This is a genomic window from Nocardia sp. CA-129566 (genome assembly GCF_050956075.1).
In the GTDB taxonomy this organism is placed as follows: domain Bacteria; phylum Actinomycetota; class Actinomycetes; order Mycobacteriales; family Mycobacteriaceae; genus Nocardia.
This window is the reverse complement of record NZ_CP192085.1, coordinates 1,982,941-2,007,946: the sequence shown is the minus strand read 5'-3', so window position 1 is coordinate 2,007,946 and position 25,006 is coordinate 1,982,941. Positions and strand designations below refer to the sequence as shown.

Here is a 25,006-nt window from a genome sequence, read left to right as displayed (position 1 = left end):
TAGGCCTCAGCGACCGGAGGGAGGGAGGTCAGGCATCTCATGCCGAGATCGCGACCTTGCGTGGACGACCACGCGGGCGCTTGCGGGCGATCACGACACCCTGGTCGAAGATCTCACCGCCCCAGACACCCCACGGCTCACGCCGATCCATGGCCGCGCTCAGGCAGCCCTTGCGGATGGGGCAAGACGCGCACAGCGCCTTGGCCTGCTCCAGCTGGACCGGGCTCTCGGCGAACCAGAGATCGGGATCTCCGGCTCGACAAGGCACCTTTGTGACCTCCCGGGGGCGGGTGGGCCGTGCCACGGTTCGGCATGTCACGTCAGTAGTGGCTTGTGGCCAGCTCTCTGCGGTGAACACGTCGTTCTCCTTCAGCTCGTTTGCAGCGGTACGTTTCGTTCGTTCCGCGAAACCGAGGCCGGTTGTGGCTGAAGGGCCGGTAGAAAATACTGGCCACGGTTTCGCTTCGGGCGATCCGTGGCCAGGAGGTCGGGGAGTGTTCCCTACCTAGTTCGACATCTCTGTCGAATCCTGATCACGGTCGCTGGGTGGGTGGTGCGGCGGAGGCGTGCTGCCCGCAGATCTGCTGCCGGTGCATATCCGGCCTCAACTGCGAACGCGCCGACTTCTGCCTCGGTGGCAAATGCCGGGTGCCAGCCCGCGCTGGGCTTGTCCTGCTCGTTGACGCAAATCGGGGAATGCATAGGCATGGATTGCGCCTGAATCCCGAATACGTCGACGCCGGACAGACCGATCCCCTGCAAAGCAGCGAGGATCCCCCGGGAGGCCGACATGACGGGTGCAGCATTCACCGCAACGCCGCTGGCGCTGAAGTTCGTGTTGTCATTCATCGTTCTGCCTCCCTCCTGTACTCGTGTCGGTAACTGTGCGCGCCGGGATGACCTCCCGGTGCGTGATTCCCACCATATGTGTTGGCGCCCATCGCGACAACTTATTTTCTACCTGCGGTTTTGTGGGCTTGACCGCAGTCGCGATGCCACTATCTTCAACACCTCGGCCCCATATTGCTCGAGCTTCTTGGCCCCGATTCCGGGGATGGCGGCCAGTGCGTTGTCATCGGCGGGCAGTTGCTCGGCGATCGCGGTGAGTGTGGTGTCGGTGAAGATCACGAACTCGCGCACCCGCAGATCCTGCGCCTTCTCCTCCCGCCACGCCTGCAGCGCGGCCAGTAGCTCGGCGTCCAGTTCGGCCGGACAGCGGCGGCAGCGACCGAGCATGGTCGCGTAGGTGCCGATCAATGGTTTGGCACAGATCCGGCAGGTCGGGCGCGCACTGTTCGCGGCGGTGTCGGCGACCGGCGCGGCGATTCGCGAGGCGGGCGAGTCGTCGGGCACCAGACCATTGAGGAATCGGGAGCGCCGCCGGGTGCGCCTGCCGCCCTCGCCGCGGGCCAGTGCCCAGGACAGCTGCAGGTGTTCGCGGGCCCTGGTCACCCCGACATAGAGCAGTCGCCGCTCCTCCTCGAGCGCGGCCTGATCGGCGACCGAACCGTCGTCGCCGAGCACATGCGCGATCGGCAGGGTGCCGTCGGCGACGCCGACGAGGAATACCGCATCCCACTCCAGCCCCTTCGCCGCGTGTAATGACGCGAGGGTGACACCCTGCACGGTCGGTGGATGCCTGGCCTCGGCGCGCGCGGCGAGTTCACGCAACAGGCCGAGTAGATCGAGCGCGTCGTCGTGGTCGACCAACTCCTCGGTCAGCCGCACCAGCGCCACCAGCGATTCCCAGCGCTCGCGGGCCTGGGCGCCCGCCGGTTCGGTGGCGGTGAGGCCGACCGGCGCGAGGGCGGCGCGCACCAAAGTGACCAGGGCCTTACCGCTGCTGGACCGGTCGGGCAGATCGTCGCGGGATGCGACCTGCCGCAGCACGGATATGGCTTGCCTTACCTCAGCACGGGCGAAGAAGCCTTCACCACCGCGGACCTGATAAGGGATGCCTTGTTCGGTCAGCGCCTGTTCATAGGCCTCGGATTGCGCGTTGATCCGGTAGAGCACCGCGATTTCGGCGGCCGGTGTGCCCGCGGCGATCAGTTTCTTGATGGACCGGGCGACCGCGGTGGCCTCGGCGGGACCGTCGTCGAATTCGGCGAAGGCCGGTTCCGGCCCGTCGTCGCGCTGGCCGACCAGTTGCAGCCGGGTGCCGGCGATGCGCCCGCGCGCGGCACCGATGACCCGATTGGCCAGCGAGACCACCTGCGGCGTCGAGCGATAGTCGCGCTCCAGCCGGATCACCGTCGCCTCCGGAAAGCGCCGGGAGAAGTCGAGCAGATAGCCGGGGGTGGCGCCGGTGAACGAATAGATCGTCTGGTTCGCATCGCCGACCACGGTCAGATCGTCGCGCTCGCCGAGCCAGGCATCGAGCACCCGCTGCTGCAGGGGCGTGACGTCCTGATATTCATCGACCACGAAACTGCGGTAGCGCCCGCGGAATTCGTCGGCCACCGCGGGATAGTCCTCCAGTGCGGCGGCGGTGTGCAGCAGCAGATCGTCGAAGTCGAGCAGCAGACCGTCCGGCGTGGCCTTGAGCTTTTCGTAGCCGCTGTAGACCGCGGCGACGCGCATCGGGTCGTACGGTGGCTCGCGCCGATGCCGGGCCACGGCCGCCGGATAGTCCTCCGGCGCGATGAGAGTGGCCTTGGCCCATTCGATTTCGGTGAGCAGATCGCGAACGGCTTCGGTATGTGAGGACAATCCGGCCTGATGCGCCGCCTGCGCCACGATCGGGTATTTGCGATCGATCAACTGCCAGGGCACATCCCCGACGACCTGCGGCCAGAAGTACTTCAACTGCCGCAGCGCGGCCGCGTGGAAGGTACGTGCCTGGACCTGGTTGGCCTCGCCGCCGAGTCCGAGCGCGCGCAGGCGGGCGCGCATCTCCCCCGCCGCGCGCGCGGTGAATGTCACCGCGAGCACCTGGTCGGCCTTCACATGTCCGGCGGAGACCAGATGCGCGATGCGATGGGTAATGGTCCTGGTCTTGCCGGTCCCCGCGCCCGCGAGCACACACACCGGCCCGCGCGGTGCCCGCACGGCGGCGGCTTGTTCGGGGTCCAGCGAGTCCAGCGCTGGGCGCAGGGGCTCGCTCGTACTGGTTGCCGACACGACACCCATCATGGCAGTGCCCGCCGACAAGTCGTGCCGCCCGGCCAGCAGCCGCCACGCGACCGGTCGCGCCGTTTCACGAGGCGGATCGCGCTACGGACGATGAGACGAGGGCCTAGCGATCGCGCAATTGCCGCAGCGCGCCCGCGAACGTTCGCGCCTCGCCGCCGAGCGGGCCGAAGAACTCGTGATCGCAGTTCTCGACCCCTACCAGCGCCCGATTCGCCAGTGCCACACCGTCTTCGGTGGGGACAAGAGCCTTGGCCCTGCGGTCGTGCGGGTGGTCGCGCCGCTCGAGCAGACCCTTCTGCTCGAGCGCGCGCACGACCTGGGAGGTCATCATCGGATCGGTGGCGGCGTACGCGGCCAGATCACGTTGCATCACCGGTTCGTCGCGACGTGCGGCCAGATAGGTCAGCGCGGCCAGCAGGACGAACTGGACATGGGTCAGATCGAATGGGGCCAGCGCCGCCCGCTGGGCGGCCTGCCAGCGATTGGTCACCTGCCAGAGCAAGAGCCCAGGACTTTCGTCGGCCTCGGCGAATTCGGAGCGCAGACCCCGGTCCTCACTCATATGCCTCCCTTACCTCGGGTTCGTCGATCATCGCCTGTGCGACGACCGCGAAGTCGTGCGCGGTCAGTTCGACCAGCCCGCGGCGCAGCACCATGCCCCAATTCGGCGCACTGGTGAGATCCAGTTCGCCGCGCAGTTCCTCGATGGGGATCACACGCGCGTCGGTGCGATAGTGCACCGCGCGGCGCCATGGCTGGAAGCAGCCGCCATCCTGCGGGTCCGCCTGCCAGACCGGGCGGTCGGCGATGGTGCCGATCGCGGTGAAGGAACGGATCGGCGCGCCGGTCCGCATGCCCTCGCGCGGTGAGTAATAGAGGAAGCCATCGCCGGGACGCATTCGTTCCAGCGGTGTCCGCTTGCCGTGGTTGACCTGCGCGATGCCGAGTTCGACACCGCGCAGCACGTGCTCGCGCGACACCACGCCGAGCCAGTACCGCTGCCCGGCCGTCGCCCGATCACCCCTCATTGGATCGCTGCGCGGTGCCGTGTGCCCGGCCGTCGCCCGACCACCGCCCCGCATCGAATCGCTGCGCGATGCCGTGTTCATACGAGCACCGCCTCGGCCGCTGCGACGAGGGCATCGAGATCGGACGCGACGGACTTGGCGATATCGCCGCCCATCACCTTGATCCAGAACCAGCGCAGCGGCCCGTCGATCGAAACGGTCACCGTCACCGTCGTGCCCTGCGGACCGGTCGCGACCTGATGGTCGAAGGTCAGGCGGGCGCCGATGAGCTTGGAGACGTCGACGAATTCGGTATCGGAGAGCCGTTCGACCCGGAACGAAACCTTGGGGCCGCCCTTCGGCTTCAAGGTGCCGGTCGCGCCCTGGGTGAACGGACCGTCGAGGCGGACCCATTCGGTGTCGTTGTTCCACTCCGGCCAGGTGGCCATATCGGCCCACTTGGCGAAGAAGGCGGCGGGTGCGGCGGTCGAGGTGGCCTGTGCGGTGGCGATCGTTGTCATGGATTTAGTATGCGCGCATATTAAATCCAGCGCAAGTCCGAGGACGGAACAGGATCGGACCGTGGAATGTTGAACGATCCGTGACTGACTTGACTCCCGCCTTGACGATGTACTCGACCACCTGGTGCGGCTACTGCCGCAGGCTCAAGAAGCAGTTGGACGAGTCCGGCATCAGCTATGTTGAGGTCGATATCGAACAGGATCCGGCATCGGCCGAGTTCGTCGGCAGCGTGAACGGCGGCAACCATGTGGTGCCGACGGTGAAGTTCGCGGACGGTTCAACGGCGACCAACCCGTCGCTGGCCGCGGTCAAGCAGACACTGGCCACACTGGCCTGATCGGGTCGGCAACCACATCCGTGCGGACCTCGCGGCCCGCACGGAACTTTTTGTGCCGCGATCAGCCCAGCGCCGCCCAGGACTCCACGATCGTGCGCGCGATGGAGATCGACCCCGGCAGCAGCAGCCGCGCGCCCTGGTTCTGCGCGGACCAATCGCCGACGGCCAGCGCCTCGCGCACCTCGGCGCGGGTGAACCAGTAGGCCTCGGCGATCTCGCCGTCGGAAAAGATGAGCGGCTGATCGGGATCGGCGACGGCGGCGAATCCGAGCATCAGCGATCGCGGGAACGGCCACGGCTGACTGCCCAGGTAGGTGATGTCACGGACCTGGAGTCCGACTTCCTCGCCCATCTCGCGCTCGACGCAGCGCTCTAGCGACTCCCCCGCCTCGACGAATCCGGCGAGCAGGGAGAATAGCGTCTTGGGCCAAGTGTGCTGGCGAGCCAGCAGCACCCGGTCGCCGCCGTCGTGGATCAGGCAGATGACGGCCGGATCGATGCGGGGGAACTCCTCGTGGCCGCCCTCGGTGACCCGCGACCAACCGCCCTTGGTCGCGACCGTCGCGGTGCCGTCGCCGGCATTGAACCCGGCCTTGTCATGCCAGTTCAGCAGGGCCATGGCGGCGGTGAGCAGACCGGCGGTGAGATCGTCTACGCCGCCGGCCATCGCCCGCAGATCGGTCAGCGTGCCCTGCAGTTCGGGATCGCGCACCGCCCAGACGTGTTTGCCGTCGCTGATGCCGAGAAATACCGCGGCCGGATTCGGTTCGGCGGACAGTTCGATCGCCGGCTCCAGCACCAGTGCGCCATTGTCGAAGCGGAACTGCCCGCGCTTATTGACCCGGAGTAATTCGGCCTCGGCCCAGCCCTCCTTCAGCGCCTGTTCATCGGTCCGGATCGCCTCGGCCCGGTCGAGCACTGAACGCGAAAGCAGCGGAACACCATTGAGCTGAAATCCTGAGGCCACGGGTTCGAGACTATCGCGCCGCCGCGAACGCCAACCGTCGCGCCGGTATCACCGGCCCGCGTGCCGGATGTACAGCAGCTTGTCGGTCGCCTCCAGCGCGTCCACCTCGGCCTGACCCACCCGGATCAGCACACCGCCGCGCACCACGCCGAGCACGATATCGCCGAGATGTCGGGGCGAGCCGCCGACCTCGGACGGTTCCACATCGCGTTCGGCGACCGCGAAGCCCTCCTCGGGGGTCAGCAGATCCTCGATCATCTCGACCACGGTCGGGGTGGTGGTGGCGATGCCGAGCAAACGGCCGGCGGTCTCGGAGGAGACCACCACCGAATCCGCGCCGGACTGGCGCAGCAGATGGGTGTTCTCGGCCTCCCGGATCGCGACGACGATCTTGGCGCTCTTGTTGAGTTCGCGTGCCGTGAGGCTGACCAGCACGGCGGTGTCGTCGCGGTTGGCCGCGACGATGACCGAAGCCGCGCGCTGCACACCGGCCAGCCGGAGCACATCGGATTGGGTGGCCGAACCGTGCACCGTCACCAGGCCCGCATTCGCCGCGGCCTCCAGTGCCACGGAATCGGTATCGACCACGACGATATCGGCGGGCTGGATGCCGTCGCCGAGCATGGCGTCGACCGCGGTGCGGCCCTTCGTCCCGTATCCGACCACCACGGTGTGATTACGCACGCTGCGCCTCCAACGCTGAATCTTGAATGCCTGCCGGGAACGCTCGGTGAGTACGCCGATGGTGGTACCGACGAGCACGATGAGGAAGAGAATGCGCAGCGGGGTGATGATGACGATATTGACGAGCCTGGCCTCGGGGGTCACCGGCGCGATATCGCCGTAGCCGGTGGTCGACAGCGACACCGTCGCGTAGTACAAGGCGTCGAGGAACGACAGCTCGTTCCCGGAATTGTCGTGGTACCCATCGCGACCCACGTACACCACCAGCGCCGCGGCGAACAGCAACCCGATCGCGAAGAGCACCCGGCGCACCAGCGAAGCCCCTGGACTGGACTGGATTTCGGGGATGCGCAGCACACCGACCAGCGCGAAATCCGGGCGACTCGACAATCCGACACTGCGTGCGCGATCACCGAACACCGGACTCACCCGCCCTGGCCGAGTCGATTACCTCCGGCGTCATTTGTCCCTCCGGCACGCACCGGAGCCTACCGGGTATCCGCGACCCCACCCCGCACCCACACGAACAGTCGGTGAACCTATGGCCGCGGATCATTCGGCGCGGCATTTCTGATCAGCTCGGCCAATTCGTCCGGGCCGGGCAGTGCGGCGGGCGCGATCGTGCGCCCGGTGCGCACGTAATGGAATGCGGCGCCGATGCGTTCGAGCATCTCCGCCTCGGTGCCGTGATCGCGCGCGGCCATCAATCTGGCCCAGGCCAGTCGGTACACGGCCAGCTGCATGGCGACCGCTGGCTCGTCGGCGGGTGCGGGTTCGGCGCCGGTCTTCCAGTCGACCACGATCCAGCCGCCGCCGGGTTCGGCGAAGACGGCATCCATCCGGCCGCGGATCACCGTGCCGGCAATCGAGGTTTCGAAGGGGATTTCCACCTCGAGCGGGCTGCGATGGGCCCACGGGGAGTTCAGGAACGACTCCTGCATGGCGACCAGTTCGGTGTCCACGCCCGCATCGGCGGCGCCGCTGTCCGCGCCGGGGAGTTCGTCGAAGCCGAGCAGGCGGTCGGCGGCGAACCAGCGCTGCACCCAGGCGTGGAAGGCCGTGCCGCGGCGGGCCAGCGGATTCGGCGGGAACGGCAGGGGGCGGCGTAGGCGGGCGGCGAGCTCGGCTGGGTCGGCACGCATTTCGACCAGGGCGGTGGCGGCGATCTGGCCGGGGAGTTCGACTTCCTCTGTGATCGCTTGGTCGGCTTCGAATTCGGCGAGTAGCGCGTCGACGTCGGCGGCCCAACCGTCGGGGTCCTCGGGATCGTCCGCGTGTCCAGCGGAATGGTCGTGGGGCGGTGTGGGTTCGGAGGTCGATGAGCCGAACTCGTCCGGGGGCGGCTCGAATTCGCCGAAGGGCCGTTCATAGTCATCGAAAGGCGGTTCGAACTCGCTGAGGGGAGGCTCGGACATGTCGGGATGTGGTTCGAAGTCGGGTGGGGGCAGCGGGAATTCGTCCTGGCTGTGCCGATCGAGCGCACCGGGAGCGCTCGCGGGCGGTTCGTAGGGGTCGTCGAACGGTGCGGGCGCATCGGGAAAGTCGGGCGGGGGAACGTCGGAATAGGGGTCGGCTGACAGTACGACCGCGGCGCGACCGGCGGCCGTTGTTTTCGGGTCGGCAAAGTTGTCGGTGGCAGGGGCTACAGTCGGTGCCATGTCGATGTCATGGGGCACGCGGTCCGCGAAATCGGCTGAGGCAGTTGCTTTGTCGCGGGTTGCAGGCTGGACCGTTCGGTTCGTCGCAGTGACACCTGCGGCCGGTTGTGCCGCAAGTTCGGCGAGGGCGGCGCGGACGAGGGAGGCACCTCGTTCGATGGGGTCACGGCGGTTGCCGAGGGGGTCGCGGGGCCATTCGGCGGTCGCGGGGTTATCGGTGAAGGGGTTGACGGCGTCGACGTCGGGGGCATCGTCCCAGCGGTCGATGGTGACCGCGCCATGCGCCGGGCTATCCGGCGCCTCGCTGGCATGTTTGAGTTCCAGGAGGAAATCCGATGGCCCTTTCGGGGCGGTGCCGGTTTCGGCCCAGTGGTGGGCGGCGACGAGCAGGACGCGTTCGGTTCTGGTGAGGGCGACGTAGAACAGGCGGCGGTCTTCGTCGATGCGGCGGCGATCCAGGGATTCCTTATGGGACTTGATCGCTCGCTCCAGGTCGGCGCGGTCGTAGAGATCCGACAGGTCGAGGACCGGGACACCCTCGGCGGCATCGTCCTGTTGGCGGTCGCCGCGCAGCGCGGTGGGGAGTTCGGCGAGTGCGCCGAGCCAGGTGCCCGAGGCCGCGCCGGAAGGGAAGACCCCGCGGGTGACGTGCGGTACCGCGACGATCTCCCATTCCAGGCCCTTGGCCGCGTGCACGGTCAATACCTGGACTCGATCCCGGGCGACCTCGACCTCGCCCGGCTCCAATCCGTTTTCGACCGACTCCGCGGCGGCGAGGAAGGCGAGCAGGCCACCGAGCGATGCACCGGAATCGCTGGCATATCCGGCGACCACCTCGGCGAAGGCGTCCAGATGTTCGCGTCCGGCACCGGCGCCGACCATCGCGCGACGGGCCTGGGTCTCCACGCCGACGCCGATGGTGCGTTCCACATCCGCGACGAGTTCGGCGAGTGGCTGGCCGCTGCGTTCCCGCAGTGCCGCGAGTTCCCGGCCCAGTGCCACGATGCGCAGGAAGCCCGATTCCGAATACTGTTCCCGCGGACCGGGATCGGCGATCGCATCGGCCAGACCGGCCTGTTCGGCCGGTTCCGGCGCCACCTCGCGCAGCGCCTCGGCGAGTGCGGTGGAGTCGGTGATCTCATCGACCTCATTGCCGTGCAGGCGGCTGATCGACAGATCCCTGGCGCGGCGGGCGAGTGCGGCGAGGTCGGCGACGCCGATGCGCCAGCGGGCGCCGGTGAGGATGCGCATGGCGGCGCTGCCCGCACCGGGTTCGGCGATGAGCCGCAGGGTGGCGACGATATCGGCCACCTCCGGAGTGGCCAGCAAACCGCCGAGACCGACGATCTCCACCGGAAGTCCTTGTTCGCGTAGGGCTTCCGCGAGCGGAGCGGCATCGGCATTGCGGCGCACCAGTACGGCCGAGGTCGGCGGAGCTGCTCCCGCTGCACGCTTGGTCGACCATTCGGCCGCGATCCGGCCCGCCACCCAGTCGCGTTCGTCGGCAACGGTTTCGGTGAGCGCCATGGCCACGACACCCGGCGCGGCATCGGGTTTCGCGCGTAGCGCATCGACGGTGACACCACCGCTGTCGATGGCATTGCGGCGCAGTGGTTCGGCGACCAGATTCGCCAGGGCCAGCGCTTCCGGCGGATTCCGCCAGCTGGTCAGCAGCGGCAGAATCGGCGCGGGAACGCCGGGGGCACTGGGGAAGTCGGTGGCGAATCTGGGCAGGTTGGCGGCGGATGCGCCGCGCCAGCCGTAGATCGACTGCATCGGATCGCCGACCGCGGTCACCGCCAGTCGCTGTTCGCCACGACTGGTCGCCCGTTGCTCGGTTTCCGACCGATGCCCGCGCATCTCACCGTCCTCACTCCGGCGAACGTCGGGGTCGGCCCGGTGCGAGCCAGAGCCGCTTCCGCCGGCGTCGGGCACACTTCGGTGCGAGCCGGAACCGCCTACACCAGCGTCGGGCACACTTCGGTGCGAGCCGGAACCGCCTACACCAGCGTCGGGCACACTTCGGTGCGAGCCAGAGCCGCCTACACCAGCATCGGGCACACTTCGGTGCGAGCCAGAGCCGCCTACACCAGCATCGAACTCACCCCCGTCGGAGCCGGGGCCGCCGGGACGAACGTCCCGGTCGATCGGCGCACCTGACGACGACGGACGATCAGGGCCGGTGTCAGCGGTGGACTTCGATGGGGCGGTGGCCTTTCGCGACCGTTTGGTGTGCGGTTGCGGTGGCGATCCGCCGAACAGTGCTGCGAGCAGGATGCGCTGGGCGTGGCCGGTGTCCTGGTATTCGTCGAGTAGGACCAGGCGGAAGCGGGCGCGTTCGGCGGCGGCGACCTCGGGATGTTCGGCGGCGAGGCGGGCAGCCAGGGACATCTGGGCACCGAAATCCAGTGCACCGCGGCGGCGCAACGCCTCGGCCAACTGCTTTACCAGGGGCAGCAGCGCGACGCGTTCGCGCTGCACCTGGACGATGTTCTGGAGCGCCTGGCTCGGTCCGCCGCGTTGGCGCGGACCCGCGGGCAGCGTGTGCACCAGTTTTTCGAGTTCGGTATGGGCCTCGGCGAGTTGTTCGGGCTCCACCAGGTGTTCGGCGAGCTGACCGGACAGGGCCAGCACCGCCTCGGTGACCGAGACCGGGGTGCGTTCGGTATCGAGGTCACCGTCCCAGTTGCGGACCACCTGGTGCGCGAGTTGCCAGAGCTGGGTTTCGGTCAGCAAGGTCGCGGAGGGCTCCACCGGCAGCAGCAGGCCGTGCTGAGTGAGCAGTCGCCCCGCATACGAGTGGTAGGTGCTGATCTCGGGTTCGGCCCCGGAGAGTTGGGTGCGCAGCTCACCGCCGGTGTCGAGTTCGCGCAGCAGTGGCGAACCGGCCAGCCGGGCCAGCCGGGTGCGGATGCGGGAGGTCAACTGCTGGGCGGCTTTTCGGGTGAAGGTCAGACCGAGTACCTCGTCGGGCAGCACGAGGCGGTTGGCGACCATCCACACCACGCGCGCAGCCATGGTCTCGGTTTTGCCCGCGCCCGCACCGGCCACCACCAGGGTCGGCCCGGGTGGGGCCGCGATCACGGCGGCCTGCTCGTCGGTGGGCGGCGGGAGGCCGAGCGCTTCCGCGAGCCGGTTCGGCGAGACGGTGCCGCTCATGCCTGCGCCTCGCTGACGCTCGGCTCCGGCATGCGCGACGCGCGCTGGCACATGGTTCGCTCGTTGCGTTCGCTCACTCGTCGGTCACCTGCCTTCCGGTGTCCTGGACGGGGCAGCTGCCCGCCACCGAGCAGTGCCTGCAGCCGTCATTGCGCATGGCGAGGTAGCTCGGGCCCTGCGTGGCGGCCGCGGCATCGTGAATTGTGCCACGCCATTTCTCGAGCGCCTCGGCGTCGAGGGCGGGCTGCATGCGCTGGGTGGCACCCTCCTTACTGCTGGGTTTGGCGACGTAGACCAGTCTCCCGCCGCCGGGTTCACCTGCGACAGTTTCGGATGCATCGCGCCCCGAGCCGGATTCATCACGCGCAGGGTCCGATTCATCACGCGCAGGGTCGGATTCCACCGCGATGTCGAGTGCGCCAGCGGCGGCCGCCACCTGGTAGGTCGCGAGTTGGGCGTGGTCGGCGGCGGCCTGCTTGGTGACCGGCGACTTGCCGGTCTTGACATCGACGATGACGAACCGCCCGAAGGCGTCGCGCTCGAGCCGGTCGACCCGGCCCCGAATCCGCACGGCGCGTTCATCTTCGGTGCGCGGGGGCAGCACACAGTCGACCGGAACCTCGACTCCGGCCTGGGTCAGCTCACCGCGGGTATTGCGCACCCAGGCCATGAACGTCTCCAACATGGCCTCGGTGCGGCGCAGTTCCTGGCGCGAATGCCAGCCGGTGCCGGGATCGATGGCCTGCCAGGCCCGGTCCAATGCCGCGCGAACCTGCGATTCGGGCACCTTGCCCGCCAGCGCCTGTACGAGAGTGTGCACCAGATTGCCCTTGACGGCGTGCGGGTTATCGCCATCGGTGCCGCCGTGACGTTCCAGCGCCCAGCGCAGCGGGCAGGTGCGCAGCAGCTCAACGGTGGACGGGGATAGCGCGACCGCGGTGTCGTCCTCGTTCCAGAGCGAACGCGATGAGCTGAGATCGGCGGTGCCGTACCACTCGTCCGGATGCGTACCTGGCACGCCCGCGTGTGCCAGCCGGGCCAGTTGGTGCGCGGCGCGGCGCCTGCGCGCCGGATCGGCCTCGGCATCGCAGACCACACCGCGCAATTCGGCCACCAGCGCATGCATGACCAGGGCCCGCCCCGGATCGGCGATCGGCAGTGCGCCGGGTTCGCTGTCATCGTCGTGGCCGAGGAGTTCGGCGAGGAATCGGGAGGGCACCAGATCGCGTTCGCCCGCTACCGATTCCACCGCGGTGACCAGCAGTGAGCGCCGGGCCCGGCTGCACGCGACCAGCAGCAGCCTGCGCTCCTCGGCCATGATCGGGGCCGCACGGCTGACCACATCACCCGCGTCGATAATGCCCGCGGTGAGGTCGACCAGATCCTCGGTCTGCAGCAGGGTGCCGCGCGGGCGCGGATTCGGCCAAATGCCTTCCTGTACCGCGGCGACCGCGACCACATCCCACTCCCGGCCCGCCGACGCGTGCGCGCTGAGCAGCGCAACCGCATCCCCCGGCGCGGTCAGCGATCGGGTGTCGTGCGGAATCTCCTGCTGTACAAGATATTCGACGAAGCCCTCGATACTCGCGCGCGGCAGCCGGTCCACATAGGCGGCCGCGGCGTCGAACAATCCGACCGCGGCATCGAGGTCGCGATCGGCCTGCATGCCCGCTGCCCCGCCGCGCTCGGACTGCGCGACCCAGCGCCGCTCGAGCCGTGATCCGGTCCACAGCGCCCAGAGCACATCCTCCAGACCGGCACCGCGGCGCCGGGTCTTGGCGGCCCGGTCGAGTGCGTCGAAGACCCGCTTCAGCGGCGCGGCCTCGACATCGGTGAGCCGCTGCGTGATTCGGCGGTCCGCGCGCCCGACCAGCAGGTCACGCAGTACCTCGGCGGAGGATTTGTCGACGTAGGCGCGCCAGGTGTCGGCCGGGTCGGATTCGGACCCGTCCGATCCGGTTTGCCCGCCGTTTCGCGCCTGCGCGCCACCGTGATCGGACCGCCGCCCGACCCCTTCGACGTCGTCGAAACTCGATTCGGCCCCGTCTGATCCGGCATATTGCCGCTCCGCGCCACTCCGATCGGACCGCCGCCCGACCCCTTCGACGTCGTCGAAACTCGATTCGGCCCCGTCCGATCCGGCATATTGCCGCTCCGCGCCACTCCGATCGGACCGCCGCCCGACCCCTTCGACGTCGTCGAAACTCGATTCGGCCCCGTCCGATCCGGCATATTGCCGCTCCGCGCCACTCCGATCGGACCGCCGCCCGACCCCTTCGACGTCGTCGAAACTCGATTCGGCCCCGTCCGATCCGGCATATTGCCGCTCCGCGCCACTCCGATCGGACCGCCGCCCGACCCCTTCGACGTCGTCGAAACTCGATTCGGCCCCGTCCGATCCGGCATATTGCCGCTCCGCGCCACTCCGATCGGACCGCCGCCCGACCCCTTCGACGTCGTCGAAACTCGATTCGGCCCCGTCCGATCCGGCATATTGCCGCTCCGCGCCACTCTGATCGGACCGCCGCCCGATCCCTTCGGCGTCGTCGGGACTCGATTCGGCCTTGTCCGATCGGGTAAGTCCGCCGGTATGTTGCGGCTGCGCGCCACCCTGATCGGCTCGCCGCCCGACCCGTTCGGCGTCGTCCGTATGCGATTCGGCCGCATTCCGGTGGGCGGTCGCGCCACCGTTGGGCTCGTCCAAGCGGTCCGGGCCATCAAGGGCCGCTTCGGCAGCTCGGACGGCGGCGCCAGTGTCTTCTGTTGTCGCGCTGTCCGATTCGTACTCATCGGCATCCGATTCTGGACGCTCGCCCTGCCATTCGGACTCGCGCAGACTCCATTCCGGCTCGATGCCGTACCAATCCGCATCGTCGGCGATCCGTTCGGTTTCGCCGATGCTCCGCTCGGCCGTCGCGATATCACGTCGGACATCGTTATCGCCGACACCCGCCTCGTCCGCCAGCAGATCCGCCTCACCGGGCGGCAGGTCCGCCTCATCAGGCGGCAGATCCCCACCAACATCCAACGGGAAATCCGCAGCGGTCCAATCGGGTTCACCGTCGGGCACGGAACTCGCGCGCCCCAGCGCGGACTTGACTTCACTGCGTGCGGACTCCAGCACACTGCGCCGGATACCGCGACGCAATCGACGCAGGGTGATCTGATCGGCTCCGCCGAGCGGTCCGGCCAACAGATCCAAGGCATCCTCCGCCGAGAACATCGCCTCGGCCGAGCGCCGTCGCCCACGCCGCTGTGCTTCCTCGGCCAGCACCGCCCGCAGTGCGAGCAGCATCCAGGCCGCACCGCGCCGCCGAGCCAGTGGTGTGTCGAGCGCGGGCTGCTGCACCGGCACTCCGGCCGCGAGCAGGGCGCGGCGCAGCGGTGCCAGCGACAGCGGCACCGAGCGGACGATCACCGCCATCCGCGACCAGGCGACGCCGTCGGTGAGGTGGGCGCGGCGCAAATGGTCGGCGATCAGGGCGGCCTCCTTGGCCGGGGTGGCCAGCACCCGCACCCGTACGTCGGTGCCGTCATCGGTTGGCTCGACCGCGTGACCGGGTGCCGAAAAGCGTTGTGGCGCACTGCCGGGCAATTTCGCGGCGATCCGCGCGACGGCCAGTTGTACCTGGCCGCCCGATCGGTGGTTGTCCCGCAGGATGATTCGCTGTCCGTCCGGCGCCGCCAGATCGGCGACGAAGCGCGGGTCCGCACCGCGGAAGGCGAATACACCCTGATCCGGATCGCCCGCGACGACCGCGGTGTGTGCGGCGGTGCCCATCACCTCGATCAACAGCGCCGCCTGCGGATCCACATGCTGCGCATCGTCGACCAGCAGATATCGGATCCGATTCCGTTCGGCCGCGAGCAGATCGGCGTCACCGGCCAGCGCGTCCAATGCCGCACCGACGAGTTCGGCCGCGTCCAGTGCCGGTGCGGTCGCCTCGGGCGCCTCTACCCCGACCGACCAGCGCAGCAGCATCGACTGTTCGTATCGGACCGCGAATTTACCCGCCGCCACCCACTCCGGCCGCCCGTGCTCGCGGCCCAGCCGCACCAGATCCTCGGGACCGAGTCCGCGTTCGGTGGCCCGCAGCATGAGATCGCGCAACTGTTCGGCGAAGCCGCCGAGGCCGAGCGCGGGCTGCAACCTTTCCGGCCAGAGGTTACCGGCTCCGGCCGCGATATCGGTCAGGTCGCCGCGCAGCATTTCGCGCACGACGGCATCCTGCTCGGCACCGGTCAGCAAACGCGGCGGCGGATTGCCGTGTGCGCTGGCATGTCTGCGCAATACCGAGAACGCGTAGGAGTGCAGCGTGCGCACCAGCGGCTCCCTGGTGGCACCGGGCACACCGCCCTCCGCGGTGCCCGGACCGCTCAGCCGCGCGGTGATCGCGTCGCGCACGGTACTCGCCGCCCGCTTCGAATGGGTCAGCACCAGCACCGATTCCGGATCGGCGCCCGCGGCGATGCGCTCGGCGGCCAGATCGATCAGCAGCGCCGTCTTACCGGTGCCGGGGCCGCCGAGCACCTGCCAGGGCCGCCACCCCGGCCGAATCGGGCCGACGAGGGCGGCGGCGTCGAACAGCGCACGGACATCGGCACCCCAGACCAGAGCCGGGGGTGCCGCCACATTTCGGCGAACAAGTCGCACCGCGCTATCCGATCGCACCACGCGGGCTATTGCAACAGACACCCCCGACACGCCACGCGGCCGATTCACGCGTCGGTGAGGTCGAACACATGCCTCGATCTGCGATGGGTTTCGATATACGTCAATATGGGTCCTGTGTCGCCTCTTCATGTGTACCGGTACGGACCAACCGACGGGCCGAAAGTCCTGGCCCTGCATGGTGTGACCGGTCACGGCAAACGCTGGGAGGAGCTGGCGACCCGACATCTGCCCGATATCCGGATCATCGCCCCCGACCTGCGCGGACACGGCCGCTCGCCCGCGCTGCCGCCGTGGAACTTCGAGGCCATCGTCGAGGATCTGGTCGAACTGCTGGCCGCGGAGGCCGACGAGCCGGTGGTGGTGGTCGCGCATTCGTTCGGCGGAGCCTGCGCACTGCACCTGGTTCATCACCATCCGCACCTGGTGCGCAAATTGATCCTGCTCGATTCGGCCATCGCGCTCGAGCCGGAGCGCCTGATGGATATCGCCCTGTCCAGTCTGGCCTCACCGGACTACGACACCGTCGAGCACGCGCGTCAGGACAAGATCTCCACCGGCTGGGGCGAGGTGGAGCCGCGCCTGCTCGACGCCGAACTCACCGAACATCTGATGCCGACCGCCGACGGCCGCGTCGGCTGGCGGATCAGCCTGCCCGCCATCAATTCCTACTGGGGCCAGCTGGCCCGGCACTACGTGCTGCCACCCGCGGACCTGCCGACGGTCCTGGTGCAGGCCATGAAGGTGGTGCCGCCCTTCGTGACGCCGGAGTTCCGGACCGCACTCACCGAACACCTCGGCGCGAATCTGACCATGCTCGAATGGGACTGCGATCATATGGTCGCCCAGGCCCGTCCGGCCGAGACCGCGGCGCTGATCCGATCGGTACTGTAACTCGGATGGCCACCACCGATGCCGAGGTCGAGCGGGTGCGCGCGCTGGTCGCGACGGTGCCGCCCGGCCAAGTGGTCACCTACGGCGATATCGCCGCGGCCGCCGGGTTGTCCACCCCGCGCACGGTCGGCTGGATCATGCGCACCGACTCCGCGGATCTGCCATGGCATCGGGTGATCGGCGCGAGCGGCCGCCCCGCCGCCCATCTGGCCGATCGCCAGCTGCGCTTGCTGGCCGCCGAGGGCGTCCCGATCCGCGACGGTCGAGTGGACCTGCGCACCGCGCGTTTCCCGCTCCCGTAAACGGCTCCGCCGCCGTCGAGCGGCGGTTACCGTTGAGTCATGTCCACCCGCCTGGCGTGTGTCGCATTCGATGCGGACCGGCCCCGGTCCGTCGCGGACTTCTGGGCCGAGTTGCTGGGCTGGACGGTGACGATCGACCGCCCCGACGCGGTCGATGTGGCGGCGCCCGATCCGGACGGCCTCGACCTGACCCTGACCTTCCGGCCGACGACGCGCGCCAAGGGCAGCAAGAACCGCATCCATCTGGATCTGGCCAGTCGCTCACTCGATCACCAGCGGGTGCAGGTCGACCGCGCGCTCGCGCTGGGAGCCCGCCGCATCGATATCGGCCAGGGCACGGTGCCGTGGGTGGTGCTCGCCGATCCGGAAGGCAACGAATTCTGCGTACTGGAGCCTCGGGAGGAGTACGTGGACACCGGTGCGGTGGCCGCCATCGTGGTCGATACCAACGACCCGGTGCGGCTGGCCGAGTTCTGGTCCACCGCCTCCGGCTGGCCGGTGGCCCACGGCGGCGCGCAGGTGGCGGGGCTGCGTTCGGCCACCGGACTCGGCTGCTGGCTGGAATTCATCCGCACGCCCGATACCGAGCGCGGCCGTAATCGAGTCCATCTCGACCTGGCGTTCTTCCCCTCCGACGATCCGGCCGCCGAGCTGGCCCGGCTCCGCGCCGCGGGCGCCACCGAGGTCGGCCCGGAGGTCATCGGCGGCGCACCCGGGCTGGTGCTGGCCGATCCAGAGACCAATGAATTCCGACTGCTCCGGCTGGCCTCCGACTATTCGGCGGTGTAGCGGGTGCGACGGCCCGCTGGTCGCCCGCGGCACCCGGCCCTCCCCGGATCCGTGCCGGCGACGAATTAGCATGTCGGCCATGCTTGCCCACCCGTTGCCCGACCCCCATCCCGCATCGAATCGCGACGCGATGCCGCCGGCCATCGCGCCGGGCGCCGGCCGGTGACCGCCGCGGACGCGATCGTGCTGGCGGGCGGGCGCGCCAGCCGGATGGGCGGCGTCGACAAACCCGCCATTGTCATCGGCGGCCGGACCATGCTCGACGCGGCTCTGGCGGCGGTGACGTCCTGCGGGCGGACCGTTGTGGTCGGACCGCATAGGCCCGAATTGGGCCCGGAGATCATCCAGGTGCGCGAGGTTCCGCCCGGCTCGGGTCCGGTCGCCGCGGTGGGGGCCGGGCTGCGCGCGCTCGGTCCCTCCGCCGCGCCGCTGGTGGTGGTGCTCGCAGCGGATCTGCCGTTCCTCTCGAAAACGACAGTGCCGGAACTGATTCGGCACGGCACCGAATCCGGTGCGGACGCGGTCTTCGCGGCCGATGAATCCGGACGGCCGCAGTATCTGATCGGCGTATGGCGGCGCACAGCACTCGCGGGCGCGCTGGCGCGGCTGGAGTCGCTGATCAATCAGCCGATGAAGGCGTTGATTCCGGCCGACACGATCACCGTCACCATGGCGGGTATCGCCGATTGCGATACCGAAGAGCAGGTGCGCCGGGCCCGGCTGGCCTGGAATGCCGGTGCCGCGCCGAGTGCTCGTCCCGCACCCTCGAAGACCGCCGCCGGTACCCCGCTGCCCCTCGATGAAGCACGGAATATCCTGCGCACCACCATCTCTCGACTCACCGAATATCGTGCCGAGCTCGGCTCGGTGCGCGGTGCCACCCTGGCCGCGCCGCTGACCGCGCTCGGGCCGCTGCCGCGCTTCGACGTCTCGGCAATGGACGGATACGCCGTCTCCGGTGATGGTCCGTGGCGTTTGCGCCGCGATATCGGCTTCGCAGGCGGGCGGCGGCCGGTCGGATTGCTCTCCGGTGAGGCGGTGCGGATCGCCACCGGCGCTCATGTGCCCGATGGCACCACCCGGGTGCTCCGTGACGAATTCGCGCGGATCGACCAGGATGAAACACTGCACCGACTGCCGGATTCCCCGCTGCGCGAGGATATTCGCCGCCGTGGCGAGGACCGTGATCGCGGCGATCTAGTCGCCCCCGAGGGCACCGCTGTCACCGCGGCGCTGATCTCCGCCGCGGCCAGTGTCGAGGTGACCGAGGCGCTCGTGCGCGGTCCGATCCGGGCCAGGATCATCATGACCGGCGACGAGATCCGCAGCACCGGCCCGCTCCAGACCGGCCAGACCCGCGACTCGATCGGGCCCATCCTGCCGGATGTGCTGTCCTGGTACGGAATTCACACCATCGATCGGGTGCACCTGCGCGATACGCCGCGCGGCTTCGACGAAGTGCTCGGCGCCGTTGACGAATGCGATCTGCTGGTGATCGTCGGCGCCACCGGCGGCGGGGCGGCGGATCAGCTGCGCGGCGCCATTGCGCGCGCCCAGGCTCGAATCCTGGTGCACCGCTTGGCCATCCGTCCCGGCGGCTCCACCATTGTCGCCGAACTGACCACCGGCACAACGGTTCTCGGTCTGCCCGGCAACCCCTTTGCGGCCCTGGCGGTGCTCATGGCCCTGTCCCCCGCTCTCGTCGAAGGCCGGACCGGCGGCCATCCGCTGCGTCCGCTGGTCGGACCGCTGCACAATGCGAGCGCGATCTCCGGACCCGTCACCCGCATCGTCCCGGCCCGCATCGCCCCCTACGGCGGCTGGCTGGGCGATCCGCAGGTCCGCACCACCCATCTGGGCGGCCTGGTCGACCGTGACGGCCTGGTCATCGTCGGGGCTCAGGCCACCGACGATGATCTGGTCGAATTCCTCCCGCTGCGGATGTAAAGAATCGACATTCTTCTTCCACTGCTGATGTCCGCTCGCTATTGTGTCGTTGTTAGGCGAATCCAAATCACTTCGGAAAGGACCGAGTGGAGATGGCTGAAAAGTCGAAGAAGACGCCTAAGAAAATGCCCAAGCAGATGGAGCGGCAGCAGCAACAGCAGCGCCAGGAGGGCATGAACCGATCCGGCTCGTTGAGCGATCGCGAACGGATGGAACAGCAGCGTCAGGACCAGGGCTCGGAACGGCGCAGCTCTGAACAGCGCCGACCCGGACAGCACTGATCTGAAACGGGCCGCCGGATCCTGCATGGACCGGCGGCTCGTTTGCGCGCACCCCGGCTCCGCGCCGGTACTTCCCGGCTCCGGACGCTAATTACGTCACGACATTTCGGGCGATCCCCCATAAACGTTCCGCGTGTTCTCGCGAATGCACTGCGCGCCGTTCGAATTACACACGGCCACGCGCCAGCGCCGCTTTTCGCCGCCGAAAATACGAAATGCATTGCGGGCCGCGGTGTAAGAATTACGCGCGATCACCTACATCGAGGACCTGGGCGCGCACGAACGCGCCGAACCGTTCTTCGTGCACTTCGCCATACACGGACCGCAGGATCTCCCCAAGTACCGCGGCCGCTACGCCGAGGGACCGCACCGCCGCGATCATCGCGCCCTTCTTCGCTGCCGCGCCGCGTCGGCCAGAACTCGGCCAGGTCGCCCGTGCGTTCTTCGCCGACCGACTCGCCCGTGAACAACCCCATCTTCCGGCGCGCCATCGAGCGAGGCGAGCTGCCGCCCACCGCGGACCCCGAGGCGATCATGGATATGCTGGCGGGCTCGATCTGGTTCCGCGTACTGCTGCGGGGCGAGGCCGTTACACCGGAACACCTCGACCACACCGTTGACATGGTGCTGCACGGGGCCGTCGCCGACGCATAGGTTCCGGCACCGATATCGATGCGCCGAGATGGCGGCCGTTCGATGTGCGCACGGATCCGACCGAGCTGCGCGATCTTTCCGCGCAATGCCCCGAGAAGGTCGCCGAGCTCGCCGCCGCCTGGGACGAATCCGCCTGGGCGAATACGGTTTTCCCGATGGGAGCCGGTCGAGCGCGAGGCGGAGTTCGTCGCGCAACGACGCCGGGAGCCCGTCGGCCGGATTTCCGCCGCCACCGGCGGTCCGATACCGTTGACCAGGGACAACACCCCAACGCCCGACCGAAGGATGCGCCTGATGGACGACAGTTCCCTGATCTGGGACGACGGTGCGCTGGTCACCATCGACCAGCGTGAACTGCCGCATGAGGTGCGCGAGCTGCGTCTGACCACGGTCGATGACGTCATCGACGCGCTCGAGACGCTGGCCGTCCGCGGCGCGCCCGCCATCGGTATCGCCGGTGCGTTCGGGGTGGTCATCGCTACCGCCGCGCATACGACCGGCGGCGTCGTCGATGTGGCGCGGGCCGAGGCCGATGCCGCGCGGATCGCCGATGCCAGGCCCACCGCGGTCAATCTCGCCTGGGCGGTGCGGCGGGTGCTGCCCAAGGTGCCACTCGGCGCGGACGCGGTACTCGCCGAAACCCTGGCCATGCTGGCCGAGGACGGTCGGGTCAATCGGACCGCCGCCACCCATGCCGCCGATCTCGTACAGCGGCTGTGCCCGGACCGGCCGCTGCGGGTGCTCACCCACTGCAATACCGGGCGGCTGGCGACCAGCGCCTTCGGCACCGCGATCGGGGCGATGCGGGTGCTGGCCGAACGCGGGGCGATCGAGAACGTCCTGGTCGACGAGACCCGCCCGCTATTGCAGGGCGCGCGGCTGACGGCCTGGGAGCTCGCCGAAGCGGGCATACCGCATCGGCTCACCATCGATTCCGCCGCCGCCTGGGCGATGGCGACCGGTCAGGTCGACTGTGTGCTGGTCGGCGCGGACCGGGTGACCGCCAATGGCGATGTCGCGAACAAGATCGGCACCTATGGGCTCGCGATCGCGGCCCGCCACCACGGCATTCCATTCATCGTGGTGGCGCCGGAGTCCACGCGTGATCCGAAGACGGCGACCGGCGCCGATATCGTCGTCGAGCAACGGGCGGCGGCGGAGGTGACCGGATTCGGTAGTGTCGCAACGGCTCCCACCGATACCGACGCCTTCAATCCGGCCTTCGATGTGACGCCGGCGGAGTTGGTGACCGCGGTCGTTACCGAACTCGGTGTCGTGCACGGCGCGAATGCCGAACGGGCCGAAGGCGATTCGGGTGCGGCCATCGCCGATATCGCACGCGAGCTGTACGGCCGCGGCTGGATGCCGGGCACCGCGGGCAATATCTCGGTGCGCACCGGCGACACCGCGGTCATCACCGGCAGTGGTCTGTCGAAGGGTGAACTGACCCCGCGTGACATGGTGACCGTCCGCATCGCGGACTCCGCGCCCGTGTCCGACCAGCAGCGCAAACCGTCTGCCGAGACCACGATTCACACGGCGGTGTACCGAACCACCGACGCCACCGCCGTCGTGCACATTCATCCGCCGTACGCGACGACCGCCGCGACCCGCTCGGGCTCCCCCGATGCGGTGACCGCACTGCGCATCGCCGACTACGAACTCATCAAGGGCCTGGTGGCCGCGCAGCCGGACGGCAGCTACCCGACCGTCCTGGACCTCCCCGTCTTCCCGAACTGGCCCGACGTCGCGCGCATCGGCACCGATATCGAGCGATATCTGCGCGAGAACCCCACCGCGGCACCGGTATTGGCCATCGCGGGGCACGGGATCACCACCTGGGGGGACAATCTGTCCCAGGCGCGCGACCGCGCCGAATGCCTCGAGGCCCTGTGTGAGCTGGTGGCCCGCACCGGCCGTCGACAGGCTTTCACCGCTAGCGACTGCTTGCAGGTCGCTCGAAACGACCAGCACGCAATCCGAACGAGATCACCGAGATTGGACTGACATCATGACGCTGCTGCAGGTTATGGCCGCCGACAATGCCGACAAGGTCCTGCTGCGCACCACCGACGATGCGGTGATCGCCGCCGAATTGGCCGCCCGGGGAATCACTTTCGACCGTTGGCCGGTGCTCGACAACGCCACCGAAACGGCATCGGAGCAACTGCTGGCCGAATATGACGACCGGGTCGCCGAACTCAACGCCTCCGGCCGCTACAAGCATATCGATATCGCCCGGATCCACCCCGACGACGCGAATCCGGAGTGGCCGCAGATCGCCAAGGGCGCTCGGGAGAAGTTCCTCAACGAGCATCGGCACGCCGAGGACGAGGTGCGCTTCTTCGCGGCCGGACGCGGCTGCTTCTACCTGCATCTCGGCGACGAGGTGGTGGCGGCGGTCTGCGAAGGCGGCGACCTGCTCTCGGTGCCGGCGGGCACGCTGCACTGGTTCGATATGGGCACCCGCCCCGACTTCATCGCCATCCGATTCTTCGAGGAGGCCGACGGCTGGGTCGGCGACTTCACCGGTGACCCCATCAGCACGGGTTTCCCCACCCTCGACCAACTGCTGACCGCCTCGTGATCGCCGCCGTCGTCGTCGATATCGAGGGCACCACCAGCCCGACCAGTTCGGTGCGCGAGGACCTGTACGGCTACACCCGAGCGCGCCTGCCCGAGTGGCTGGCCGAAAACCATACGGGCGCGGCCGCTCCCATTATCGCGGCCACCCGGGAACTCGCCGAGCGCCCCGATGCCGATACCGACGAGGTGGCCGCGATCCTGCGCGACTGGCTCGGCTCGGATGTGAAGGCCGAACCGCTCAAGGCCGCGCAGGGCATCATCTGCGCCGAGGGCTTCCGCAATGGCGCGCTGCACGGCGAATTCTTCCCGGATGTCGCGCCCGCCCTCGCCGCCTGGCACGCCGCTGGCCTGGCGCTCTACGTCTACTCCTCGGGATCGGTACGCAACCAACAGGATTGGTTCACCTTCGCCCGCGGCGGCGAGCTGGCATCGCTCATCAGCGGCTACTTCGACCTGTCCAGCGCGGGACCGAAACGCGAAGCCGCATCGTATGCGAAGATCGCCGGTGCCATCGGCACATCCGCCGACCGCATCCTGTTCCTGTCCGACCATCCGGACGAACTCGATGCCGCGGTCGCCGCGGGCTGGTCGGTCACCGGCGTCCACCGTCCCGGCGAGCCGAATCCAGCACGGCCCCCACATCATTGGATCGCCTCATTCGCGGAGCTGGCCCTGCCCTGAGGTATTCGCCAGCCGCGCTGGCACTTTGACGGCCGCTAGCTGGCCGCCGCCACCGCCTGCTGGATCCGCCGGGACCGAGTGTCCGGCCGCTTCGCCGCGACGACACCGGTGACGAGTTCGCGGCGCGCGGTGAACGACAGTGCGTCGAATGCCGCCCGCACCCCGGCGTCCGCCAGTGCGGCGGCCAGATCGGCTGGGACTTCGACCGTGCGCTCGGCGTCGTCGCGTTCCACGGCGACCTCGACCGTATCGCCGGGCTGCTTGCCCAATTCGGTGCGGATCGCTTTGAGCATGCCGAGGCACGGTCCCGCGCCCATGGACGTGATGGATCCGGTGTAGGCGATACCGTCGAAACTGGCGCGGACCGGTATCCGGCCGCCGCCCCCGAGCGCCGCGATGACCTCGGCGGGCACCGCGACGTAGGCACCGCCCCTGGCGGCGGACTCGATGGTCGCTTCGAATCTGTGCATGTGCCGAAGAGTAATCCGCGCATGCGGTAGTCGCCGAAACTATCGGCAAATCCATAGCGAATAGCGAAGCGGGTCGTGAGAATGGTGCGCGTACGGCCGTTCGACCGCTCCGCGCGGATGTGAAATGGGCCGCAGCAGGGCTCTCGAAGTGTGTTAACAAATGTAAACCACCTGAGAACCAGCGGTTTCCAAAGCATCACCGGCAAGTCCCCGAAACACCCGCCGGAAGCCGCATTTCAGCCGGTCAGGGCGGATCCGCCC

Annotated in this window: 22 protein-coding genes; 10 read left to right on the top strand and 12 right to left on the bottom strand. The window is 68.7% G+C overall.

The features are described 5' to 3' along the window. Nucleotides 1-37: 37 nt before the first annotated feature. From ACQP0C_RS09160 to ACQP0C_RS09135, 6 genes are all read right to left on the bottom strand, one after another. Complete coding sequence (locus ACQP0C_RS09160; protein ID WP_433734489.1) at nt 38-319, bottom strand: WhiB family transcriptional regulator; 282 nt, start codon at nt 317-319, stop codon at nt 38-40. Nucleotides 320-501: 182 nt separating this feature from the next. Beyond that, entirely contained in the window at nt 502-849 is a 348-nt protein-coding gene (locus tag ACQP0C_RS09155) for a hypothetical protein (protein WP_433732434.1), read from the bottom strand. A gap of 108 nt (nt 850-957) precedes the next feature. Next, complete coding sequence (locus tag ACQP0C_RS09150) at nt 958-3,132, bottom strand: ATP-dependent DNA helicase UvrD2 (RefSeq protein ID WP_433734488.1); 2,175 nt, start codon at nt 3,130-3,132, stop codon at nt 958-960. A gap of 106 nt (nt 3,133-3,238) precedes the next feature. Further along, nucleotides 3,239-3,697, bottom strand: a complete 459-nt coding sequence (locus tag ACQP0C_RS09145; RefSeq protein WP_433732432.1) for a MarR family winged helix-turn-helix transcriptional regulator — start codon at nt 3,695-3,697, stop codon at nt 3,239-3,241. Then, nucleotides 3,690-4,244: an EVE domain-containing protein gene (locus tag ACQP0C_RS09140; RefSeq protein WP_433732430.1), complete on the bottom strand. Its 555-nt coding sequence runs from the start codon at nt 4,242-4,244 to the stop codon at nt 3,690-3,692. Before ACQP0C_RS09140 ends, ACQP0C_RS09145 begins: the two co-directional genes overlap by 8 nt. After that, nucleotides 4,241-4,663: an SRPBCC family protein gene (locus ACQP0C_RS09135; RefSeq protein WP_433732428.1), complete on the bottom strand. Its 423-nt coding sequence runs from the start codon at nt 4,661-4,663 to the stop codon at nt 4,241-4,243. The genes ACQP0C_RS09140 and ACQP0C_RS09135 overlap by 4 nt, the downstream gene beginning before the upstream one ends. Before the next feature lie 107 nt (nt 4,664-4,770). Between ACQP0C_RS09135 and ACQP0C_RS09130 the strand changes: the two genes are divergently transcribed. After that, entirely contained in the window at nt 4,771-5,001 is a 231-nt protein-coding gene (locus ACQP0C_RS09130; protein WP_433734487.1) for a mycoredoxin, read from the top strand. A 61-nt stretch (nt 5,002-5,062) separates the two neighbouring features. Here ACQP0C_RS09130 and nudC read toward each other — a convergent pair whose 3' ends face one another. The 4 genes from nudC to ACQP0C_RS09110 all read right to left on the bottom strand — a co-directional run bounded on the left by nudC (nt 5,063) and on the right by ACQP0C_RS09110 (nt 16,165). Next, nucleotides 5,063-5,968: an NAD(+) diphosphatase gene (gene nudC / locus ACQP0C_RS09125; protein WP_433732426.1), complete on the bottom strand. Its 906-nt coding sequence runs from the start codon at nt 5,966-5,968 to the stop codon at nt 5,063-5,065. A gap of 48 nt (nt 5,969-6,016) precedes the next feature. Next, complete coding sequence (locus tag ACQP0C_RS09120) at nt 6,017-7,072, bottom strand: potassium channel family protein (RefSeq protein WP_433683170.1); 1,056 nt, start codon at nt 7,070-7,072, stop codon at nt 6,017-6,019. Between the two features lie 119 nt (nt 7,073-7,191). Then, nucleotides 7,192-11,469, bottom strand: coding sequence for a UvrD-helicase domain-containing protein (locus ACQP0C_RS09115; RefSeq protein ID WP_433732424.1), 4,278 nt, complete (start codon nt 11,467-11,469; stop codon nt 7,192-7,194). A 73-nt stretch (nt 11,470-11,542) separates the two neighbouring features. After that, the gene (locus tag ACQP0C_RS09110; RefSeq protein WP_433732422.1) at nt 11,543-16,165 is read right to left on the bottom strand and encodes a PD-(D/E)XK nuclease family protein; all 4,623 of its coding nucleotides are present in this window, start codon (nt 16,163-16,165) and stop codon (nt 11,543-11,545) included. Between the two features lie 84 nt (nt 16,166-16,249). Between ACQP0C_RS09110 and ACQP0C_RS09105 the strand changes: the two genes are divergently transcribed. From ACQP0C_RS09105 to ACQP0C_RS09085, 5 genes are all read left to right on the top strand, one after another. Continuing rightward, complete coding sequence (locus ACQP0C_RS09105) at nt 16,250-17,035, top strand: alpha/beta fold hydrolase (protein WP_433732420.1); 786 nt, start codon at nt 16,250-16,252, stop codon at nt 17,033-17,035. 5 nt (nt 17,036-17,040) lie between these two features. Next, on the top strand, nt 17,041-17,337 hold the full coding sequence (locus tag ACQP0C_RS09100; RefSeq protein WP_433732418.1) for an MGMT family protein: 297 nt from the start codon (nt 17,041-17,043) through the stop codon (nt 17,335-17,337). Between the two features lie 39 nt (nt 17,338-17,376). Further along, on the top strand, nt 17,377-18,126 hold the full coding sequence (locus ACQP0C_RS09095; RefSeq protein WP_433732416.1) for a VOC family protein: 750 nt from the start codon (nt 17,377-17,379) through the stop codon (nt 18,124-18,126). 162 nt (nt 18,127-18,288) lie between these two features. Further along, nucleotides 18,289-20,073 (top strand): NTP transferase domain-containing protein, encoded by a 1,785-nt coding sequence (locus ACQP0C_RS09090; RefSeq protein WP_433732414.1) that lies wholly within the window; start codon nt 18,289-18,291, stop codon nt 20,071-20,073. 92 nt (nt 20,074-20,165) lie between these two features. Continuing rightward, nucleotides 20,166-20,354: a hypothetical protein gene (locus tag ACQP0C_RS09085; RefSeq protein ID WP_433732412.1), complete on the top strand. Its 189-nt coding sequence runs from the start codon at nt 20,166-20,168 to the stop codon at nt 20,352-20,354. Between the two features lie 241 nt (nt 20,355-20,595). Here the strand turns inward: ACQP0C_RS09085 and ACQP0C_RS09080 are convergent, their stop codons facing one another. Beyond that, a complete protein-coding gene (locus tag ACQP0C_RS09080) occupies nt 20,596-20,736 on the bottom strand; it encodes a hypothetical protein (protein WP_433732411.1) in 141 nt (46 codons plus the stop codon). Nucleotides 20,737-20,816: 80 nt separating this feature from the next. Here ACQP0C_RS09080 and ACQP0C_RS09075 point away from each other — a divergent pair, with 80 nt between their 5' ends. The 4 genes from ACQP0C_RS09075 (at nt 20,817) to mtnC (ending at nt 24,275) form a co-directional block, all read left to right on the top strand. Further along, nucleotides 20,817-21,008 carry a TetR-like C-terminal domain-containing protein gene (locus tag ACQP0C_RS09075; protein WP_433732409.1) on the top strand — a complete coding sequence of 64 codons (192 nt, stop codon included), beginning with the start codon at nt 20,817-20,819 and terminating at the stop codon, nt 21,006-21,008. A 294-nt stretch (nt 21,009-21,302) separates the two neighbouring features. Beyond that, a complete protein-coding gene (mtnA, locus tag ACQP0C_RS09070; protein WP_433732407.1) occupies nt 21,303-23,015 on the top strand; it encodes an S-methyl-5-thioribose-1-phosphate isomerase in 1,713 nt (570 codons plus the stop codon). A 4-nt stretch (nt 23,016-23,019) separates the two neighbouring features. Continuing rightward, nucleotides 23,020-23,595, top strand: a complete 576-nt coding sequence (locus ACQP0C_RS09065) for a 1,2-dihydroxy-3-keto-5-methylthiopentene dioxygenase (RefSeq protein ID WP_433732405.1) — start codon at nt 23,020-23,022, stop codon at nt 23,593-23,595. Continuing rightward, nucleotides 23,592-24,275, top strand: a complete 684-nt coding sequence (mtnC, locus tag ACQP0C_RS09060) for an acireductone synthase (protein WP_433732403.1) — start codon at nt 23,592-23,594, stop codon at nt 24,273-24,275. Before ACQP0C_RS09065 ends, mtnC begins: the two co-directional genes overlap by 4 nt. Nucleotides 24,276-24,310: 35 nt before the next feature. Here the strand turns inward: mtnC and ACQP0C_RS09055 are convergent, their stop codons facing one another. Beyond that, entirely contained in the window at nt 24,311-24,745 is a 435-nt protein-coding gene (locus tag ACQP0C_RS09055) for a YdeI/OmpD-associated family protein (protein WP_433732401.1), read from the bottom strand. Between the last annotated feature and the right edge of the window lie 261 nt (nt 24,746-25,006).